Consider the following 15,289-nt stretch of genomic DNA (forward strand, 5'->3'; position numbering starts at 1 on the left):
CTTTGGCCGCGAGGACGATCCGTTGGTCCTTCTGGCCGGCGGTACGACGATGTTGTCCTGGCCGGATGCGCTGTGCACGCGACTCGCGTCGGGCGGGCGTCGCGTTGTCCGCTACGACCTGCGGGCCTCCGGCGGATCGACTACGTGCGATCCCGAGAATCCGGCATACGGTTTGCGGGATCTGTCAGTGGATGCGGCCGCGCTGGTCGGGGCACTCGGTGCCGGGACCGTACATCTCGGTGGAGTCGGCGTCGGTGGGATGGTCGCTCAGGTCGCCGTACTGGACCACCCCGATGTGTTCTCGGCACTGACCCTGGTCGGCACCCGACCGGTGGCGCCGGGCCCGGTCGACGATGATCTGCCCGACCACGATTCCGCGGCCCTGGCCGCGCTGTTCTCCCAGCCGATGCCTGACTGGTCCAACCGCGATGCCGTCGCGGCGTTCGCCGCAGACGGTGCCAAACCGATGGGCGACGATCCGCAGCAGGTGCGGGCGACTGCGCTCCGAATCTGGGACCGGACACCGTCGAGCGACCCCGCAGTGCACCAGGCGAACCAGCTCGGGATGGTGTTCTCCCGGATCGATTGCGCCCCGCGATGGCGGGAACGGCTCGGTGAGCTCGACGTGCCCACGCTCGTGGTGCACGGTCGTGCCGACCCGTTCTTCCCGGTCGGTAACGGCGAGGCCCTCGCCGCCGAGATCCCCGGGGCGCAACTGCTCGTCCTCGACAACATGGGCACCGCCCTGCGGAATGCTGCGGCCGACCAGGTGGCCACCGCGATGCTCGGGCTCTGACCGCCCGGCTCCATCAACTTCACCGACGAGCGATCCGCCACCGGGTGGTTCGCACAATGGGCAGAGGATCGGGGCAGCCTGCCAGGTAAAATCCGGCGCAACAGCATAGTTGGTCTGTCAGGAGGCGAAGGTGACAAGTGCTCTGGGTCCCGGCCGGCCGTTCACGGGCACTGAACGGGAGTTGCTGGAGAACACGCTTGATCTGGGCCGGGCGGAGATCGTGGCGGCCGTCAGCGATCTCTCCGACACCGAAGCGCGCCAGAAGCTGGTTCCATCACTGACCACCCCGATCTCGCTGATCAAGCATTGTGCTGCGGCCGAACGCATCTGGTTCCAGCGAACCCTCGCGGGAATCAGCGTCGACGATTGCGACGGCTTCGCGGCAACCGGCGGAGATGCCAGCTTCCACGTCGGTGATGACGAGACACTGACCGACGTGATCTCCGAATACACCGCGGCCTGCACCAGATCGAGGCAACTCGCGGCCGGCTACGTCCTGGACGACACGGCCGAGCACCGTATCGCCGGGACGGTGAGCCTGCGATTCATCTATATGAATCTGAGCGCTGAGGTCGCACGGCACGCCGGTCACGCCGACATTCTTGCCGAGCAGATTCGTGCGCGGCGGTCCGGTTGGCTGCGATAACGGTGCGAACATCGAGGGCTCTGATGGCCTGGCGTGATCCCGCATCGCGGCGATGCGGACAGGCAGGATCAGTTGCGAAAATTGTTGTCTCACCTCTGTTTTGGTGCTGTTGGAACTGTCGGCGATTCAGGCCGAAGTGTTCGCTCACACCGTGATCGGGTGCCTCACGCTGGACCTCTGGGCCACCGCAGAGGGCGGTGAGTCGCAACCGGACCTACTCGATGATGCTCCCGCCACGCTCACCCGGGTGGGCAATTGGACACTCCGTGCGAATAGTGTCAGGTAAGACGTAGTAAGTTACCTGCCAGTAATATATGGTGGTCGTCATACCGCAGTCCCCGGGTGGGCTGGAACACACGAGATGGAGTTCGCGCATGTCGCCAAAGGTCTTGTCGCGCACAGTTGTGGCGATACTCGCCATCGCACTAACAGCCTTTGTCGTACCCGGTGCCGGCGCGCAGCCTGTCAACGACGCCTTCTACAGCTACAACGGTGCCGAGCCGTTGTCCTCGTACGAACCGGGCGCCGTGCTCGCAACACGCACGATGTCCTACCACCTGGTCAATGTCGGCACCCCGATTCAGGCGGTTCAAGTTCTCTATCGCTCCACCGATGCCCTCGGCCGGCCGTCGTCGAATGTCACCTCGATCCTGCGTCCGGCGAACGCGCAAACTGGCAAAGTCGTTTCGTATCAGTCGTTTTACGACTCGCTGAACCCCGACGACAGTCCTTCGCGTGCCATTGCGGGCAATACCCCGATCGGCCAGTGGACTCCAAGTGGACAGAACTTCAACATCGGGGGCACCTTCACCTCGGTCGAGGCGGCATTGTTCGGGCCGTTGTTCGCCCTGGGTTACACGATCGTCATTCCGGACACCGAGGGCCAGAACGCAAACTTCGCTGCCGGGCCCGAGTATGGGATGTTGACGCTCGACTCCTTACGGGCGGCGCGCGCGGTACCCGAGGCCGGTATTGGTGACGGCGCCGAGATTGCGCTGATGGGGTACTCCGGCGGGGCCATCGCCACCAACTGGGCCTCGATTCTGGCACCGGCATATGCGCCTGAGATCAATGAGGATCTGGTCGGCGCCGCGCAGGGCGGGGTGCTGGTCAATCCCGCCAACAATCTGCGATATGCGAGTGGGAGTCTGGGATGGGGCGGGGTGGTCGGAATGGCGATCGTCGGAATCGCACGGTCCTACGACATCGATTTCGAACCATATCTCAGCGCAAAGGGACGCGAAGTCGTGACCCGGCTCGACGACGCGTCGATCGGCAACGTCCTTGCCCAGTATCCCGGGTTGACCTGGCAGGACATCGCGAAACCGCAGTACAGTCACCCCAATTCGGTGCCTGAATACGTTGATGTCGCCAACAAGATCAACATGGGTGACGCGGCGATCCCAACGATCCCGATGTTCATCGCGCAGGGAGCCAATGGGGCCCTGGAGGGAACGTCCCCGGGTGGGCCCGGTCTCGGAGACGGCGATGGGATCATGGTCGCCGGAGACGTTCGCGGACTCGCCCGCAAGTATTGCGACGCCGGGCTCTCGATTCAGTACGATCAGTACGACGCGCTGAGCCACATACCCGCTGCGGCCGTCTGGATCCCAGGAGCTCTCGCGTGGATCACCGACCGACTCGGCGGCAAACCTGCGCCGTCCAACTGCGCCGACATCGCACCGGGGAACTCGCTTGCGCCACAAGAGCATCGAACCCCGTGATGCCGGCCGAGACGACGGGGAGTGGACGCTCGTAGCCGTGTTCCCGGCCTCGCGTGGATGGATGGGCAGAGCGAATTGGCGGCAGGCCGATTCAACAGGTTCGCTTGCCGCAGAACAGCAGTGGCGCGTGAGTTCGCGTACAGCCGACCCTGCGGATCAGATACTTAGGGGGACTTTTGTCAGAGTGCAATCGAGTTCAGCAACCGGCCGCAGACGACGTGTGTGCTGATCCACGTGGTTGTCGCCACGTCGTCGACCAGTTGTCCGAGTTGCTTCAAGAAGTACATGCACTGGCCATGCGGGCCGAACGGACGTATGCGGTGAACGGGCCGACCGCGGTGCGGACCGCACTGGGCCGTGCGGTGATCTCGATCGAGATCGCCGAGGATGCGTGCCGGGAGGCGGCTGACACCCTGTCGGCTCGGGGTGAGTGGTCATGATGGTGCTCCCGAGCCGGTTCCCGTTTTGTCGTGGGTGAGTTCGTCACGGTGCGTTGGGAATCGAGGCGTGATCGAGTGAAGTGGATTTCCAGGTTCCCTGCCCACTCGATCGAACTCGCGTTTGATGGTAGGCCTGCAACGGCCGGCGGTGCCGAACCCGAAGACCCAGGCTCGTCCTCGTGTTTCTGCGTCCCCGATGTGCTCGGTGATGAGGCATCATGGCGAATCGAGAAGTGCGCCGGCCTGTTGGACAAACCAGGCGTCCCATCGATGCCCATCCCAATCGCGATCGCGGACGAGCATCAACCAGACTCGGCGTGAGGTGAGTGTCCACAACGCGTCGACCGTGTCGTTGTCGGGTTCGTGTCCGAGTATCAGCGAAGCTGCCCACCGCACTTCATTCCAGCGCGTGTTCTCGCGATCGGCCAGCCTCGCGGCGGCCTCGGTGTCGGTGACGGCGGCCTGATCGAGCACGTCTTGTATTGCGGCCGAACGTTCGTGGGCTCCGCGAAGCCATTGCGCGCCGGCTGCTACTCGTGACGATCTGTCTCCCTGTGCCATGTGTTGGTACTCCGGCATATCGCGGACCGGTACGAGCCGGCCATCCGTCAGGGCGAGGTCGATACATGCGTCGAGCAGCGTCAGCTTGGATTCGAACTGCTGGTACACGGTCTGCCGCGTGACGCCCGCGGCACGTGCCACCCCGGCCACCGTGGTCGCCACCCAGCCGGTCGAGATGAACATCTCGTGTGCGGCCAGAAGGACTGCATCCCTGTTGATGCGAGCGCGTTCGGTCCGCAGTTCCGACGAGTAGTTCCGAGCCATTCGAACAGCGTATACCCATTTGATATTACTCTTTGTAAGCTGAATTGGCCCCAGAGAAAGAAGGCCTCATGTTCACGGCAGAAAGCACTCGTACAGTGCCGACAGCGTTGGGAGACTTGCATATTCGCGTTGTGGGCGAAGGGTCGCCTGCGGTCGCCTGGCACAGCATGTTCGTCGATTCGAGAAGCTGGGACCGGGTGGTTCCGGACCTGGCCCGGCATCGGCGTCTCTACCTGATCGACGCGCCCTCGTCCGGACTGAGTGATCCGCTGCGACAGGCAACCGACATCATGGGATGCACGCGTGCTGCCGTCGAGGTTCTGCAGGCGTTGGATTCCGAACTCGACGGTCCCGTGGACTGGATCGGAAACGCCTGGGGTGGGCATGTCGGTATGGAGCTCGCCGCCATGCACCCCGAATACGTCCGCAGCCTGGTCGCAATCAGCGCGCCGACGCATCCGATCGATAGGGGATTGCGCATGAAAGTCACTGTTCTCAAGCCTCTTTACCGCATCTTCGGGTCGCGTGGACTGCCTGCCAGAGCGATCGAGGAGACGCTGTTCACCGATCGCACCCGCAGCACTGATCATGAAGCCCTCGAATTGCTGCGGTCGTCGATGCGCAGATCCAGCAAAGCCGGGATGGTTCGCGCCATCGAGACCGCCATCCTCAATCGCACGGATCTGGGGTGGGCTGCCGCTGCGATCGACTGTCCTGTTCTCTTCGTGACAACAGACGACCGCGGTGAATGGACGCCCGAGGAGGCGCAGGCAGTGGCGGCAATGATGACTGATGCGCGAGTGATCACGGTGCAGGATTCGCGAGTCATCCCGGCGATCGAACAGGCGGAGGCCCTCGCTCGTGCAGTGGTCGCCTTCTGGGGCTGCGAGTAAACGAGCCGGTTATACGAAGACGAGCCACCTGCACGTGGCTCGTCTTCGTATACCTGGCTCGTCTGGGTGGGCGCCCGGATGACTTGGGGCCGCCGCGCAGTTGGTCAACCGACCGCGGATCGCCGAACTGACACGGATTGGTCATCGGTGTGAGCGAGCCGCTGCACACGAGCTGCCCCTGCCGAGCGGGGCCCGAACCCACCTGATTTCGTGACGCTCGTCGAACCCCGGACGTCCACGCGAACGATGAGTTCAGGACCGTGCCGAGGTCGCCGCACATCCTCCAGTACGCCCGCGACTGGCAGGCCGCGGAGATGATCGTGTACTCCACGACGCTGGAGTCGGTGACCAGCGCGAAGACCAGGATCGAGCGGACCTTCGACCCGGATGCGGTGCGTAAGCTCAAGGCCGAGGCTGATCACGACCTCACCGTCGACGGTCCGAACCTCGCGGCCCAGGCGATCTCGGCCGGCCTGGTGGACGAGTAGCACCTGTTCATCACCACGACCGTGGTCGGCGGTGGGCAAGAGGTTCTTCCCCGACGGTGTGCGCCTGGACCTCGAACTGGTCGAGGAGCGGGTCTTCGACACGAGTGGGCTGGTCTACGCGCGCTACCGAACTCGCTGAGCCGCAGTCGGTTCCGCTACATTCACAGACGATCCACTTATGCGAAGACGAGCCACATGTAAGCGGCTCGTCTTCGCATAAGTGGATCGTCTGCGGGAGGGGGTGGATCGCGTGCTCGTCCCGATCACGGCATCCAGGTTGCTCACCCCTTTTGGGCGATGCGCGCGCTGCCGTGGATGCAGAGGATGGAAGCCGGACATCAACAGTGCCGCGGCGTCCGCTCGTCCACGCCAACCGAACCATCTGGAGGAAATCATGGCCCTCGATACATTCGCTCTGCTGGCAGCTGTCTACAGCTCGGAGGACGCTGCGATCGCTGACTACGACGCGGTGCACGCTCTCTATGTCGAGGCCGACCTGATCGACACCTACGATGCAGCGGTCATCACCAGAACGGACAAGGGCAAGGTCAAGATCGTCAAGAAGCACGAGCAGCCGACCCGGCAGGGCGCCTGGGGCGGGCTCGGCATCGGACTGGTCGGCGGTGCGCTGGTGGCACTGTTTCCGGCGGTCGGAATCGGGGCGGGGCTGCTGCTGGGTGGAGCGGGCGGCGCGGGACTCGGGGCCCTCGGTGGACATGTCGCGGGTGGGATGAGCCGATCGGACCTCAAGGAGGTCGGGGAGCTGCTCGACGAAGGGGACAGCGGGCTGATCGTCATCGCCGCGACCGATCTTGAATCGCGCGTCGAGAAAGCTCTCGAACGCGCAGCGAAGATCACCAAGAAGCAACTCGAGGCGGACACGGAGCAAGTCAGCAAGGAGATCGACGAGGCGTCCAAATCCTGAGATGTCTGCCGGTAGGTAGTCGGGTCGGGGCAGCGTGAGCGAGCACCAGGACACCATCCATTCGGCGATCCCGCTGCTGCTCGTCGGCGCGGTGTTCGTCTACTCGATCCTGGCCGCACGCCTCGATCGGGCACGGATCAGCGCTCCGATGGTGTTCGTGGCCTTCGGAGTGCTGATCGGCGCGTCAGGTCTGGGGCTCATCGACGTCGACGCGGGCGCGCATTGGTTGTTGACGATCGCCGAGCTCACCCTCGCCCTGCTGTTGTTCTCGGATGCCTCGCACCTGCGGTTGCGAGACGTCGAAGGCGATTCGGGACCGCCGACGCGGCTGCTGTTCATCGGGTTGCCGCTCACTCTGCTCGCGGGAACCCTGTTCGCGTACTGGATGTTTCCCGATCGCGGCTGGGTGGTCGCGGCGCTGATCGCTGCGATCATCGCGCCGACCGATGCCGCACTCGGCGCGGCAGTTGTCAGTGACAAGCGCGTGCCCGGCCGGATCCGCCGGATCCTGAACGTGGAAAGCGGACTCAACGACGGCCTCGCCACACCGGTGGTGATGGTTCTGATCACGGTGGTCGCGTCGGATGTGGGACTGCTCGGGGACCGTAGTTGGCTCATCGAAGCGGCCGGGGCGTTGGCGATCGCACTGGGGGTCGCGGTTGTCGTCGGCGGTGCTGGTGGCTGGCTGCTGCGCTGGTGTCGTGGACGGGGTTTGACGTCACCGTTGTCGGAGCAGGTGGCGGTCCTGACGATGGCGCTGGTGTGCTATCTCGCCGCGACCGAGATCGACGGAAACGGGTTTGTCGCAGCGTTCGCCGGTGGCATGTTCTTCGGCTTCGTGGCCCCGGCGCCGCTACGGGAACGCTCCGAATTCACCGAGACGGTCGGATTGCTGGCGTCCTACGCGGTGTGGATGGCGTTCGGCGCAGCCATGGTCGGGCCGGCGCTCGAGCACGCGACCGGTCGTACCGTCTTGCTGGCGGTCGGTGCATTGACGGTCGTCCGGATGGTTCCGGTGGCCATCGCACTGATCGGGGGCCGATGGAAATGGCCAACAGTTGCGTTCATCGGATGGTTCGGCCCACGGGGGCTGGCGACGGTGATCTTCGCGATGATCGCGTTGCAGGAGCTGGGGACAACCGCGGTCTCCGATCATGTGGTGGAGGTCGCATCACTGACCGTCGTGTTCTCGATCCTCGCGCACGGACTCACCGCGTCGCCGTTCGCGCAGAAATACGGACAATGGGCGGCAACCCTGCCCGACGACGCACCAGAACGGGTGTCGGTGACACCGGTGACCACCCGGCGGGTGGTCCTCCACACCGAAACCCTTGGTGCAGAGAGCAACTCACTCGACGATCGACCGTGAGGACCGCCGGCTCAGCCGTCGGCGTCCACAGTGGTGCCGAAGTCGTGGATCACCTTGACCGTGGGATCCCACGGCACGAGATCTGATACCGACGCCTGCAGATCGGACACCGGTGGCAGCGGCGGTGGTGCCAAAACGTTGATGGTCACGTTCTTTCCGTGCCAGGTCACACTCGACACCTCGGCTCCGGGTGTGTCCTCGAGCCAGTCCTCGGTGGCCGTGAAGATCTGCTGGGACCATACAGACGACAGCGAATTGACCACCATCGGCACAGCTACGACGACCAGCAATGCGGTCAAGAGGACGTAGACGCGTCTGTGCTGACGCCGGCCTTCGTCGATGATCGTGTTGTATTTGGCGGCAACAAAAACCACAGAGGCGGTGATGATCATCGCGATGACGTTGGACGCGAAGAGGATGAATGAACCGAGTGCCAACGCAGGAGCGTGGGAGCCGAGACAGACGCCGGTCACGGCGAGCGGTGGTACCAGCGAGATGGCGATCGCGACGCCCGGCAGCACATCACCCACATCGCGCCGGGTGATCGCGATCGCACCCACCAGGCCAGTGGCCAGGGCGGCGAGCAGGTCCATCAACGTCGGCGAGGTGCGGCCGAGCACCTGAGAGTTGTTCAGAACGTTGGTTGGATTGGGCAGGAGTTGGGCGACAAGGAATCCCACTGCCACAACGAGAACTATTCCGGTGAGTACGTAGAGCAGACTGCGGGCGATCAGACCGCCTCGTCCCGTGACGATCCCCAAGCCGACGCCAAGGATCGGCGTGGACAGGGGAGCGACGATCATCGCGCCGATGACGGTGGCGGTCGAGTCCGACGCGACACCGGCGGTCGCGATCACGCCGGACAGCAATAGCATCACCCAGAATGCCGACTGCTTGGCCCGGGTGTCACCGGTGGCGAGGTCGAGGCGTTCGTCGAGTTCGTCGGTGGTACGTCTCTGGTTGTCCGGAATCAACACCGACATTTTGCTGCTTTCTGGTAGACGTACGAAACGAGCCATTTATACGAAGACGAGCCATAAATATATGGCTCGTCTTCGTATATATGGCTCGTTTAGGGGTTCGGCGCGTCAGGGGAGTGCGGCGAGGATCTCCTTCGCCAACGGAGCCGATGATGCGGGGTTCTGGCCGGTGAACAGATTGCGATCGACCACAACGTTCGGTGCCCAGGGCTCGCCGTGCTGGTAGTCGACGCCGAGTTCGATGAGGCGGTCCTGCAACAGCCAGGGCGCCTTCGCGGCGAGGCCCGCCTGTTCTTCTTCGGTGTTGGAGAACCCGGTGGCCCGGTAGCCGGCGAAGGTATGGGAACCGTCAGGGCGCGTGGCCGCCAGCAGCGCGGCCGGGGCATGGCACACCACTCCGAGGGGACGGCCGGAATCGATTGCCTCCGTGAGGAGTCGGCCGGATACGTTGTCGGTGGCGAGGTCTTCCATCGGTCCGTGACCGCCCGGGTAGAACACCGCGACGTAGTCGTCCAAGCTGACGGAATCGAGCGATAGGGGCTGGTGTAGCGCGGTATTCGAACGAACCTTGGCGGCGACCGCGTCCGCGCCGGCCTGTCCGCCGTTGACGTCGGGGCTCAGGCTCCCGTCGTCGACCGTGGGGACCACACCGCCCGGCGTGGCCACGACGACTTGGTGGCCGGCGTTGGTGAACTCCTCGTAGGGTGCGACGTATTCCTCCGCCCAGAAGCCGGTCGGGTGTTTCGTCCCGTCGGAAAGTGTCCAGTGATCGGCTCCGGTCAGGACAAAAAGAATATCTGCCATGGCGTGCTCCTTCGCGCTCGACGTCGGTGTCGGTCACCCCGGTGTCTGCAGGGCACTTCCTGCTTCAAGGTCTTTGGTGCCGGTCGATATTCCTCGGCGGCCACCCGCATTCACAGCCACCAGCCCGGCCAGCAGCACGCCCGCGCCGATGAGCTGGGCAAACGCCATCGTCTGTCCGAGCAGCCACCAGGAGAACAGTGCGGAGGCGACGACTTCGACCAAGGCGATGAACGATGCCGGGGTGGCGCCGAGGAGGCGGACCGCCGACACGCCGGTGACGTACGCCAGGCTGGTCGAGATGGCCGCCACCGCCAGCGCCACCGCCCACCAGGGGATCTCCTTGTCGGCGAGAATCGCCGGGGCCGTGTCTGCGGACATCGGAAGGACGCCGATCGCTCCGGCGATCGCGATCACCACGGTGCCCACCAGCAACCCGCCGGCCGCCAGCGCCAGCGGGTCCACGGTTCCCCCGGATCGCGCGAAGTCGTCGGTCGCCAGGATGAAGTACGCCGCGAGCCCCACGGCCGCGCCCATCGCCCACAGCAGTCCCACCGGATCGACGTCGCCGACGCCTTCACCGCCGAGGATCACCAACACCAGCCCGCCGAGCGCCACCAGGCATCCGAGTGCGGTGAGCAAGCTGGGTCGGCGTTTGCGGATCAGCCAGTCGTACACGACCACCAGGATGATGCCGGAGTATTCGCACAGCAACGCGATCGGGACATCGAGGTAGCGGACGGCGTTGAAGAAGCTCAGTTGCACAACGGCCACGCCGAGAACGCCGTACGCCAGCACGAGCAGTGGAGCGCGGCGCAGGTTCTCGATGAGGGGGCGGCGCAGCAGAACCAGCGGGATCACGAGAAGTATCGACCCGAGCCCGAGCCGAACGGCGGTCACCGAGGCAGACGACCAGCCGCTGTCGATCAGTCCCTTCGCCAGCGGACCCGATGTTCCGAAACAGACGGCCGAGGTCACTGCGATCAGCACGCCATAGGCGGGCCGGGTCCCGGAGCCGGTGTCCTGGCGCATCGTGCCTCCTCGATCGCTCGTGAGTACAGTACGCGCCGCGCTGCCACCAGAATTCGAACCAGCCACCGGCGACGACCGGTGGCTGGTTCGAGTGTGGAGTTTGGGTGGCCCTGCGATCAGAGACGGAAGAGCATGGTCTCCGCGGTGAGGCCCGGACCGAAGGCCATGGCACTGCCGAGGCCCCTGGGTCCGCCCTCGGCGGCCTGCTTCATCATCTCGGCCAACACGAAAAGCACTGTGGCCGACGACATGTTGCCGTAGTTCTCGAGAACGTGGCGCGACACGGCCAGAGCGTCGGGTTCGAGTTCGAGCGCGTTCTCCACGGCGTCGAGAATCGTCCGTCCGCCGGGGTGGATCGCCCACAGATCGATGTCGGCGGGTGTGCGGCCGGCCAGGATCAGTTTGAGATTCTCCGGGTTCAGCGCTTTGCCAAGCTGTCCGGGAACCTTGCCGGAGAGCACCATGTCGAAGCCCTCGTTGCCGATCCGCCAGGTGATCAGGTCGCGGGTGTCGGGGACCATGACCTGCTTGAACGAGTCGAGTTCGAGGCCGGTCGCCTCCGCCGAGATGATCGCGGCGGCGCAACCGTCACCGAAGATCAGGAAGGACAACATCGACTCGAGGCTCTTCGGCTTCTGCAGGTGGACCGAGCAGAGCTCGACGCTCACGAGCAGCACCTTGGCCTCGGGGTTGGCCCGGACGATGTTGTTCGCGGTCTTGAGTCCGGTGATACCCGCGAAGCAACCCATGAAACCGATCTGAGTACGGTCCACGTTCGGGCTGATCCCGCAGTTCTTGATCAGGTCGTAGTCGATGCCGGGTGAGTAGAAACCGGTGCAGGTGACCAGTACGAGGTGCGTGATCTCGTCGGCGGCATCGCCGAGATTCAGGCCCTCGACGGCCTTTTGTGCCAGCTTGGGGGCCTTGTCCTCGTATTCGACCATGCGGGTTTCGGTGTCCACAGCACTCGGATTGTTGCCGTAGAAGCCTGCCGGATCTTCCACCGACGACCATCGGTGGTTGATGTGCGCACGTTCGGCCATCCGCTTGAACAGCAGCATCTTGCCGCGTTCCTCGATCAGTTCCGGGGCATATTCGATGAACATGTCGTGGCAGTCGAGGGCCGGCACGGCTGTGCTGATCTGGTTGACGTAGGCAGTAGCCATGGGGGGATCCAAACCTTGTCTCAAAAGTGGTGAGGGAGTCGCGCCGTCGGAGCCAGTCCGAACTCAGGTTACCCTAACTTAACTCCGGTACTATCACCAAATTAGTTCGGATCGGTCGGCCTCGCAACAGGAGTGTCCATCAGATGACTGAATCATCGAGGGTCTCACCTGGCGGAAAGTCATGTCCGGCAAAGTGATAACAGTTGTTGTCATGCAACAATCGCGCTGTGTCGAGTAGAAGCCTGGGATTGAAACGATGAAAGCCGTCCTCTGTAGCGCCCCACTGACGGGGCACGTGGCGCCGATGATCTCGATCGGCCGGCAATTGGTCGAGGATGGTTGGGCCGTAACGATATTGACAGGGCGTCTATTTCGTGATCGCGCCGAGCGGGCCGGTCTCGAGCACGTATCGCTGCCGGCCTCCTGTGACTACGACGAGCGGGACCTCGACGGGCACTTCCCCGGCCGGGCGCGGATGCCCGGCGTACTGCGGGCCCGATTCGACCTCGAGCACATGTTCGCCCGGGCCATCGCCGGGCAGTACGAGGGCCTCGCCGCACTGGTCGACAAGGGTGATGTCGACGTGGTGCTGGCGGAGAACCTGTTCCTCGGGGCGCTGCCGCTGTTGAGCGCGGGGGATCGGAATCGGCCCCGGGTCGGCGCGGTGTGCACCTCGCCGCTGATGGCCAACAGTGCGGACACCGGACCGTTCGGACCCGGATTCCCGCCGTCGACAACGCGTTTCGGGATGCTCCGCAACCGGCTGCTCACGGCCGGCTCCACGTCGGTCGTGTTGCGCCGGGCGAACGGGATCGCCAACGACGCCGTCCGGGATGCGGTGGGCCGCGACGCTGCGTCGTTTGTCCTGGATTGGCCGCTGCTCGCCGACGAGGTCTTCGTCCTGACCGCCGCGGCGTTCGAATACCCGCGCCGCGACCTCGATCCATCGCTCCAGTACGTCGGACCGGTGCTCGGGCGTGGAGGTGCGCAGCCGGAACAACCGGAGTGGTGGCACCGCGTCGAGGGGCCCGAACCCGTGGTCGTGGTGACTCAGGGGACCTTGGACAACGAGGACCTCGGCAGGCTCATCGAACCGGCCATCGCCGGTCTGGCCGGTACCGACGCGGTTGTGGTCGCGACGACCGGCGGGCCGCCCGCGACGTCGGTCAAGGTGAGCGCACCGAATGCTGTTGTGACGGAGTTTGTTCCGTTCGACCTGATGTTTCGCAACACCGACGTCCTGGTGACCAATGGTGGGTGGGGCGGCGTGCACTTCGCACTCTCGCACGGAGTCCCGATGGTGATCGCCGGCTCGACGGAGGACAAGAACGAGGTCGCTGCGCGAGTAGTGCGCGCGGGCTGCGGTATTCGCCTGCGGACCACCAGGCCGGACGCCATCCGGCGGGCCGTGCAGACCGTCCTCGACAACCCGTCTTACCGCGCGCGGGCGCTGGCGTTGCAGGCGGAACTGGCCGGGATGGACGGTGCCCGCAGCATCAGCGAGGCGTTGACGCGCCCGCCGGCCAACACGCGCGAACACCCGGATTCATGTCGCCCCCGGTGATCATCGTCGGCTCGGGGCCGACCGGATTGACCGCTGCCTGCCTGCTTGCCCGATACGGCGTCGAGTCCGTGGTGCTCGACCGCCGGCGGGGGGTCTATCCGTTGCCGCGCGCGGTGCACCTCGACGACGAGGTCTATCGGATAGTCCAAAGTGCTGGTGCAGCAATTGATTTCGGACCCTCCGGGCGGCCGGCCAGTGGGATGCGCCTCGTTGATGACCGTCACCGGCTGCTGATGCGGTTCCCGCGGGACAATCCGGCGGGATATTCGGGCTGGCGCGAGAGCACGATGTTCGACCAGCCCGACCTCGAGCGTGCGCTGCGCGCGGCGGCCTACCGTCTGCCCGGGATCACGTTCCGGGAGGGGTGCGCGGCCGAGCGGGTTGTGATCGAGCCGGACGGTACTGCCGGTGTTCACGTGCGCTCGGATGAGGGCATCGAGGAGGTGGTGCGGGCGCGGTACGTCCTGGGCTGCGACGGTACGTCCAGTGTCGTCGGCGCCGAGATCGGTGGCGGCGACATCGATCTCCGCTTCAATCAGCGGTGGCTCGTCGTCGACGTGCGGTCATCGGCCGATCTCCAGATGTGGTCCGGGGTGCACCAGGTGTGCGCGGGGGCGCAGGCAGCCACGTTCATGCGGATCGGCGCGGACCGGTATCGATGGGAGTTCCGGCTGTCCGACCATGAGGACCGCGGCGGGGATGATGAGAGCCCGGACCACGGTTGGGCCACGGCCGCCATCCGCGCCCAAGTGCCCGACGCCGACTTCGAGATCGTCCGGACCGCCATCTATCGGCACGGTGCCCGTGTTGCCCGTCGCTGGCGCCGCGGGCCGCTCTTTGTCCTCGGTGATGCCGCACACGTGACACCGCCGTTCATCGGACAGGGTCTGGGTGCCGGGCAACGGGATGCGATGAACCTGGTGTGGAAGCTCGCCGCCGTGCTGGACGGAGACGCCGATGGGCTGCTTCTCGACACCTATCAGGCCGAACGGCGGCCGCATGTGCTCCGCGCGGTGGCCGCGGCCACCGCGATCGGCCGCCTGATGTCGGTGCGGGCGCCGGCCCGCGGTGTGGTCGATGTGGTCATGCGTGGTCTCGACCGGGCACCGGGTTCGTCGCAGGTGGGACCGCGCCTGATCTATCCGCCGCTGGGCAGGTCGGCGATGCGACTGCGTGACCGCATCGAACCCGGTGGCCGATGGGTGGGCAGGCTCTTTCCGCAGTTCATCCGGTCGGGGCCGGACGGATCGTTCGAAGGCACCGATGAGGTGCTCGGAATCGGGTATGCACTGGTCCACATCGGTCCGGTGAATTCGGCGTTGTCGGACATGATGCCGGGTGCCCGGTCCGCGGTGCCTGCGGATTTCGGGTCGGCGTCACATTTGGTCCGGTCATGGCTGGAAGAACGCGGTGCCAATGCTGTTCTGGTGCGGCCGGATCGCTTGGTGTGCGGGGTCGAATCGGTCGGCGGCAGGGTTCACGCCGGTCCACACGCCGAGAGAACCGATGTCCGCCTTCACCACCGGTGATCGCTGGTAAATTGCGGCGGTGAGTTTTCCGAGGCGGGGGGTGGCCGCCATATGCGCGGTGTTCGTACTCGCCGGATGTGGCGATGCGTTCTCGGCGTCGATGCCGGATGA

At 65.0% G+C, this 15,289-nt stretch carries 15 protein-coding genes; 10 read left to right on the forward strand and 5 right to left on the reverse strand.

The features are described from left to right. The 4 genes from VIQ49_RS00200 to VIQ49_RS00215 all read left to right on the forward strand — a co-directional run. Positions 1-796 (forward strand): alpha/beta hydrolase (locus VIQ49_RS00200; protein ID WP_331879774.1); only part of this gene is annotated, 796 nt, incomplete at its 5' end. A gap of 130 nt (positions 797-926) precedes the next feature. Further along, a complete protein-coding gene (locus VIQ49_RS00205) occupies positions 927-1,442 on the forward strand; it encodes a DinB family protein (RefSeq protein WP_331879775.1) in 516 nt (171 codons plus the stop codon). 374 nt (positions 1,443-1,816) lie between these two features. Continuing rightward, entirely contained in the window at positions 1,817-3,166 is a 1,350-nt protein-coding gene (locus VIQ49_RS00210) for a lipase family protein (protein ID WP_331879776.1), read from the forward strand. A 296-nt stretch (positions 3,167-3,462) separates the two neighbouring features. Continuing rightward, positions 3,463-3,606, forward strand: a complete 144-nt coding sequence (locus VIQ49_RS00215) for a hypothetical protein (RefSeq protein ID WP_331879778.1) — start codon at positions 3,463-3,465, stop codon at positions 3,604-3,606. Between the two features lie 216 nt (positions 3,607-3,822). On the opposite strand, the gene VIQ49_RS00220 is transcribed toward VIQ49_RS00215, so the two are convergent. Beyond that, complete coding sequence (locus VIQ49_RS00220) at positions 3,823-4,431, reverse strand: helix-turn-helix domain-containing protein (RefSeq protein WP_331879780.1); 609 nt, start codon at positions 4,429-4,431, stop codon at positions 3,823-3,825. Positions 4,432-4,562: 131 nt separating this feature from the next. Between VIQ49_RS00220 and VIQ49_RS00225 the strand changes: the two genes are divergently transcribed. The 4 genes from VIQ49_RS00225 (at position 4,563) to VIQ49_RS00240 (ending at position 8,106) form a co-directional block, all read left to right on the forward strand. Continuing rightward, the gene (locus tag VIQ49_RS00225) at positions 4,563-5,324 is read left to right on the forward strand and encodes an alpha/beta hydrolase (RefSeq protein WP_331879782.1); all 762 of its coding nucleotides are present in this window, start codon (positions 4,563-4,565) and stop codon (positions 5,322-5,324) included. 260 nt (positions 5,325-5,584) lie between these two features. After that, positions 5,585-5,812 carry a hypothetical protein gene (locus tag VIQ49_RS00230; protein WP_331879784.1) on the forward strand — a complete coding sequence of 76 codons (228 nt, stop codon included), beginning with the start codon at positions 5,585-5,587 and terminating at the stop codon, positions 5,810-5,812. Positions 5,813-6,206: 394 nt separating this feature from the next. Continuing rightward, on the forward strand, positions 6,207-6,737 hold the full coding sequence (locus VIQ49_RS00235) for a DUF1269 domain-containing protein (protein WP_331879786.1): 531 nt from the start codon (positions 6,207-6,209) through the stop codon (positions 6,735-6,737). A 34-nt stretch (positions 6,738-6,771) separates the two neighbouring features. Continuing rightward, positions 6,772-8,106 (forward strand): sodium:proton antiporter, encoded by a 1,335-nt coding sequence (locus tag VIQ49_RS00240; RefSeq protein ID WP_331879788.1) that lies wholly within the window; start codon positions 6,772-6,774, stop codon positions 8,104-8,106. Between the two features lie 11 nt (positions 8,107-8,117). Here VIQ49_RS00240 and VIQ49_RS00245 read toward each other — a convergent pair whose 3' ends face one another. The 4 genes from VIQ49_RS00245 to VIQ49_RS00260 form a co-directional block, all read right to left on the reverse strand. Beyond that, positions 8,118-9,089, reverse strand: a complete 972-nt coding sequence (locus VIQ49_RS00245) for a TIGR00341 family protein (protein WP_331879789.1) — start codon at positions 9,087-9,089, stop codon at positions 8,118-8,120. 105 nt (positions 9,090-9,194) lie between these two features. Continuing rightward, positions 9,195-9,890 (reverse strand): type 1 glutamine amidotransferase domain-containing protein, encoded by a 696-nt coding sequence (locus VIQ49_RS00250; protein ID WP_331879790.1) that lies wholly within the window; start codon positions 9,888-9,890, stop codon positions 9,195-9,197. A gap of 33 nt (positions 9,891-9,923) precedes the next feature. Continuing rightward, the gene (locus tag VIQ49_RS00255) at positions 9,924-10,919 is read right to left on the reverse strand and encodes a DMT family transporter (protein WP_331879791.1); all 996 of its coding nucleotides are present in this window, start codon (positions 10,917-10,919) and stop codon (positions 9,924-9,926) included. A gap of 116 nt (positions 10,920-11,035) precedes the next feature. Further along, positions 11,036-12,085, reverse strand: a complete 1,050-nt coding sequence (locus VIQ49_RS00260; protein ID WP_331879793.1) for a type III polyketide synthase — start codon at positions 12,083-12,085, stop codon at positions 11,036-11,038. Positions 12,086-12,341: 256 nt separating this feature from the next. On the opposite strand from VIQ49_RS00260, the gene VIQ49_RS00265 reads away from it, so the two are divergent. Both VIQ49_RS00265 and VIQ49_RS00270 read left to right on the forward strand, forming a co-directional pair. Then, a complete protein-coding gene (locus VIQ49_RS00265; RefSeq protein WP_331879794.1) occupies positions 12,342-13,649 on the forward strand; it encodes a nucleotide disphospho-sugar-binding domain-containing protein in 1,308 nt (435 codons plus the stop codon). Continuing rightward, positions 13,634-15,178: a bifunctional 3-(3-hydroxy-phenyl)propionate/3-hydroxycinnamic acid hydroxylase gene (locus tag VIQ49_RS00270; RefSeq protein ID WP_331879795.1), complete on the forward strand. Its 1,545-nt coding sequence runs from the start codon at positions 13,634-13,636 to the stop codon at positions 15,176-15,178. The genes VIQ49_RS00265 and VIQ49_RS00270 overlap by 16 nt, the downstream gene beginning before the upstream one ends. The last annotated feature ends 111 nt before the right edge of the window (positions 15,179-15,289 follow it).

This window comes from Williamsia sp. (assembly GCF_036566845.1).
Classification (GTDB): domain Bacteria; phylum Actinomycetota; class Actinomycetes; order Mycobacteriales; family Mycobacteriaceae; genus Williamsia.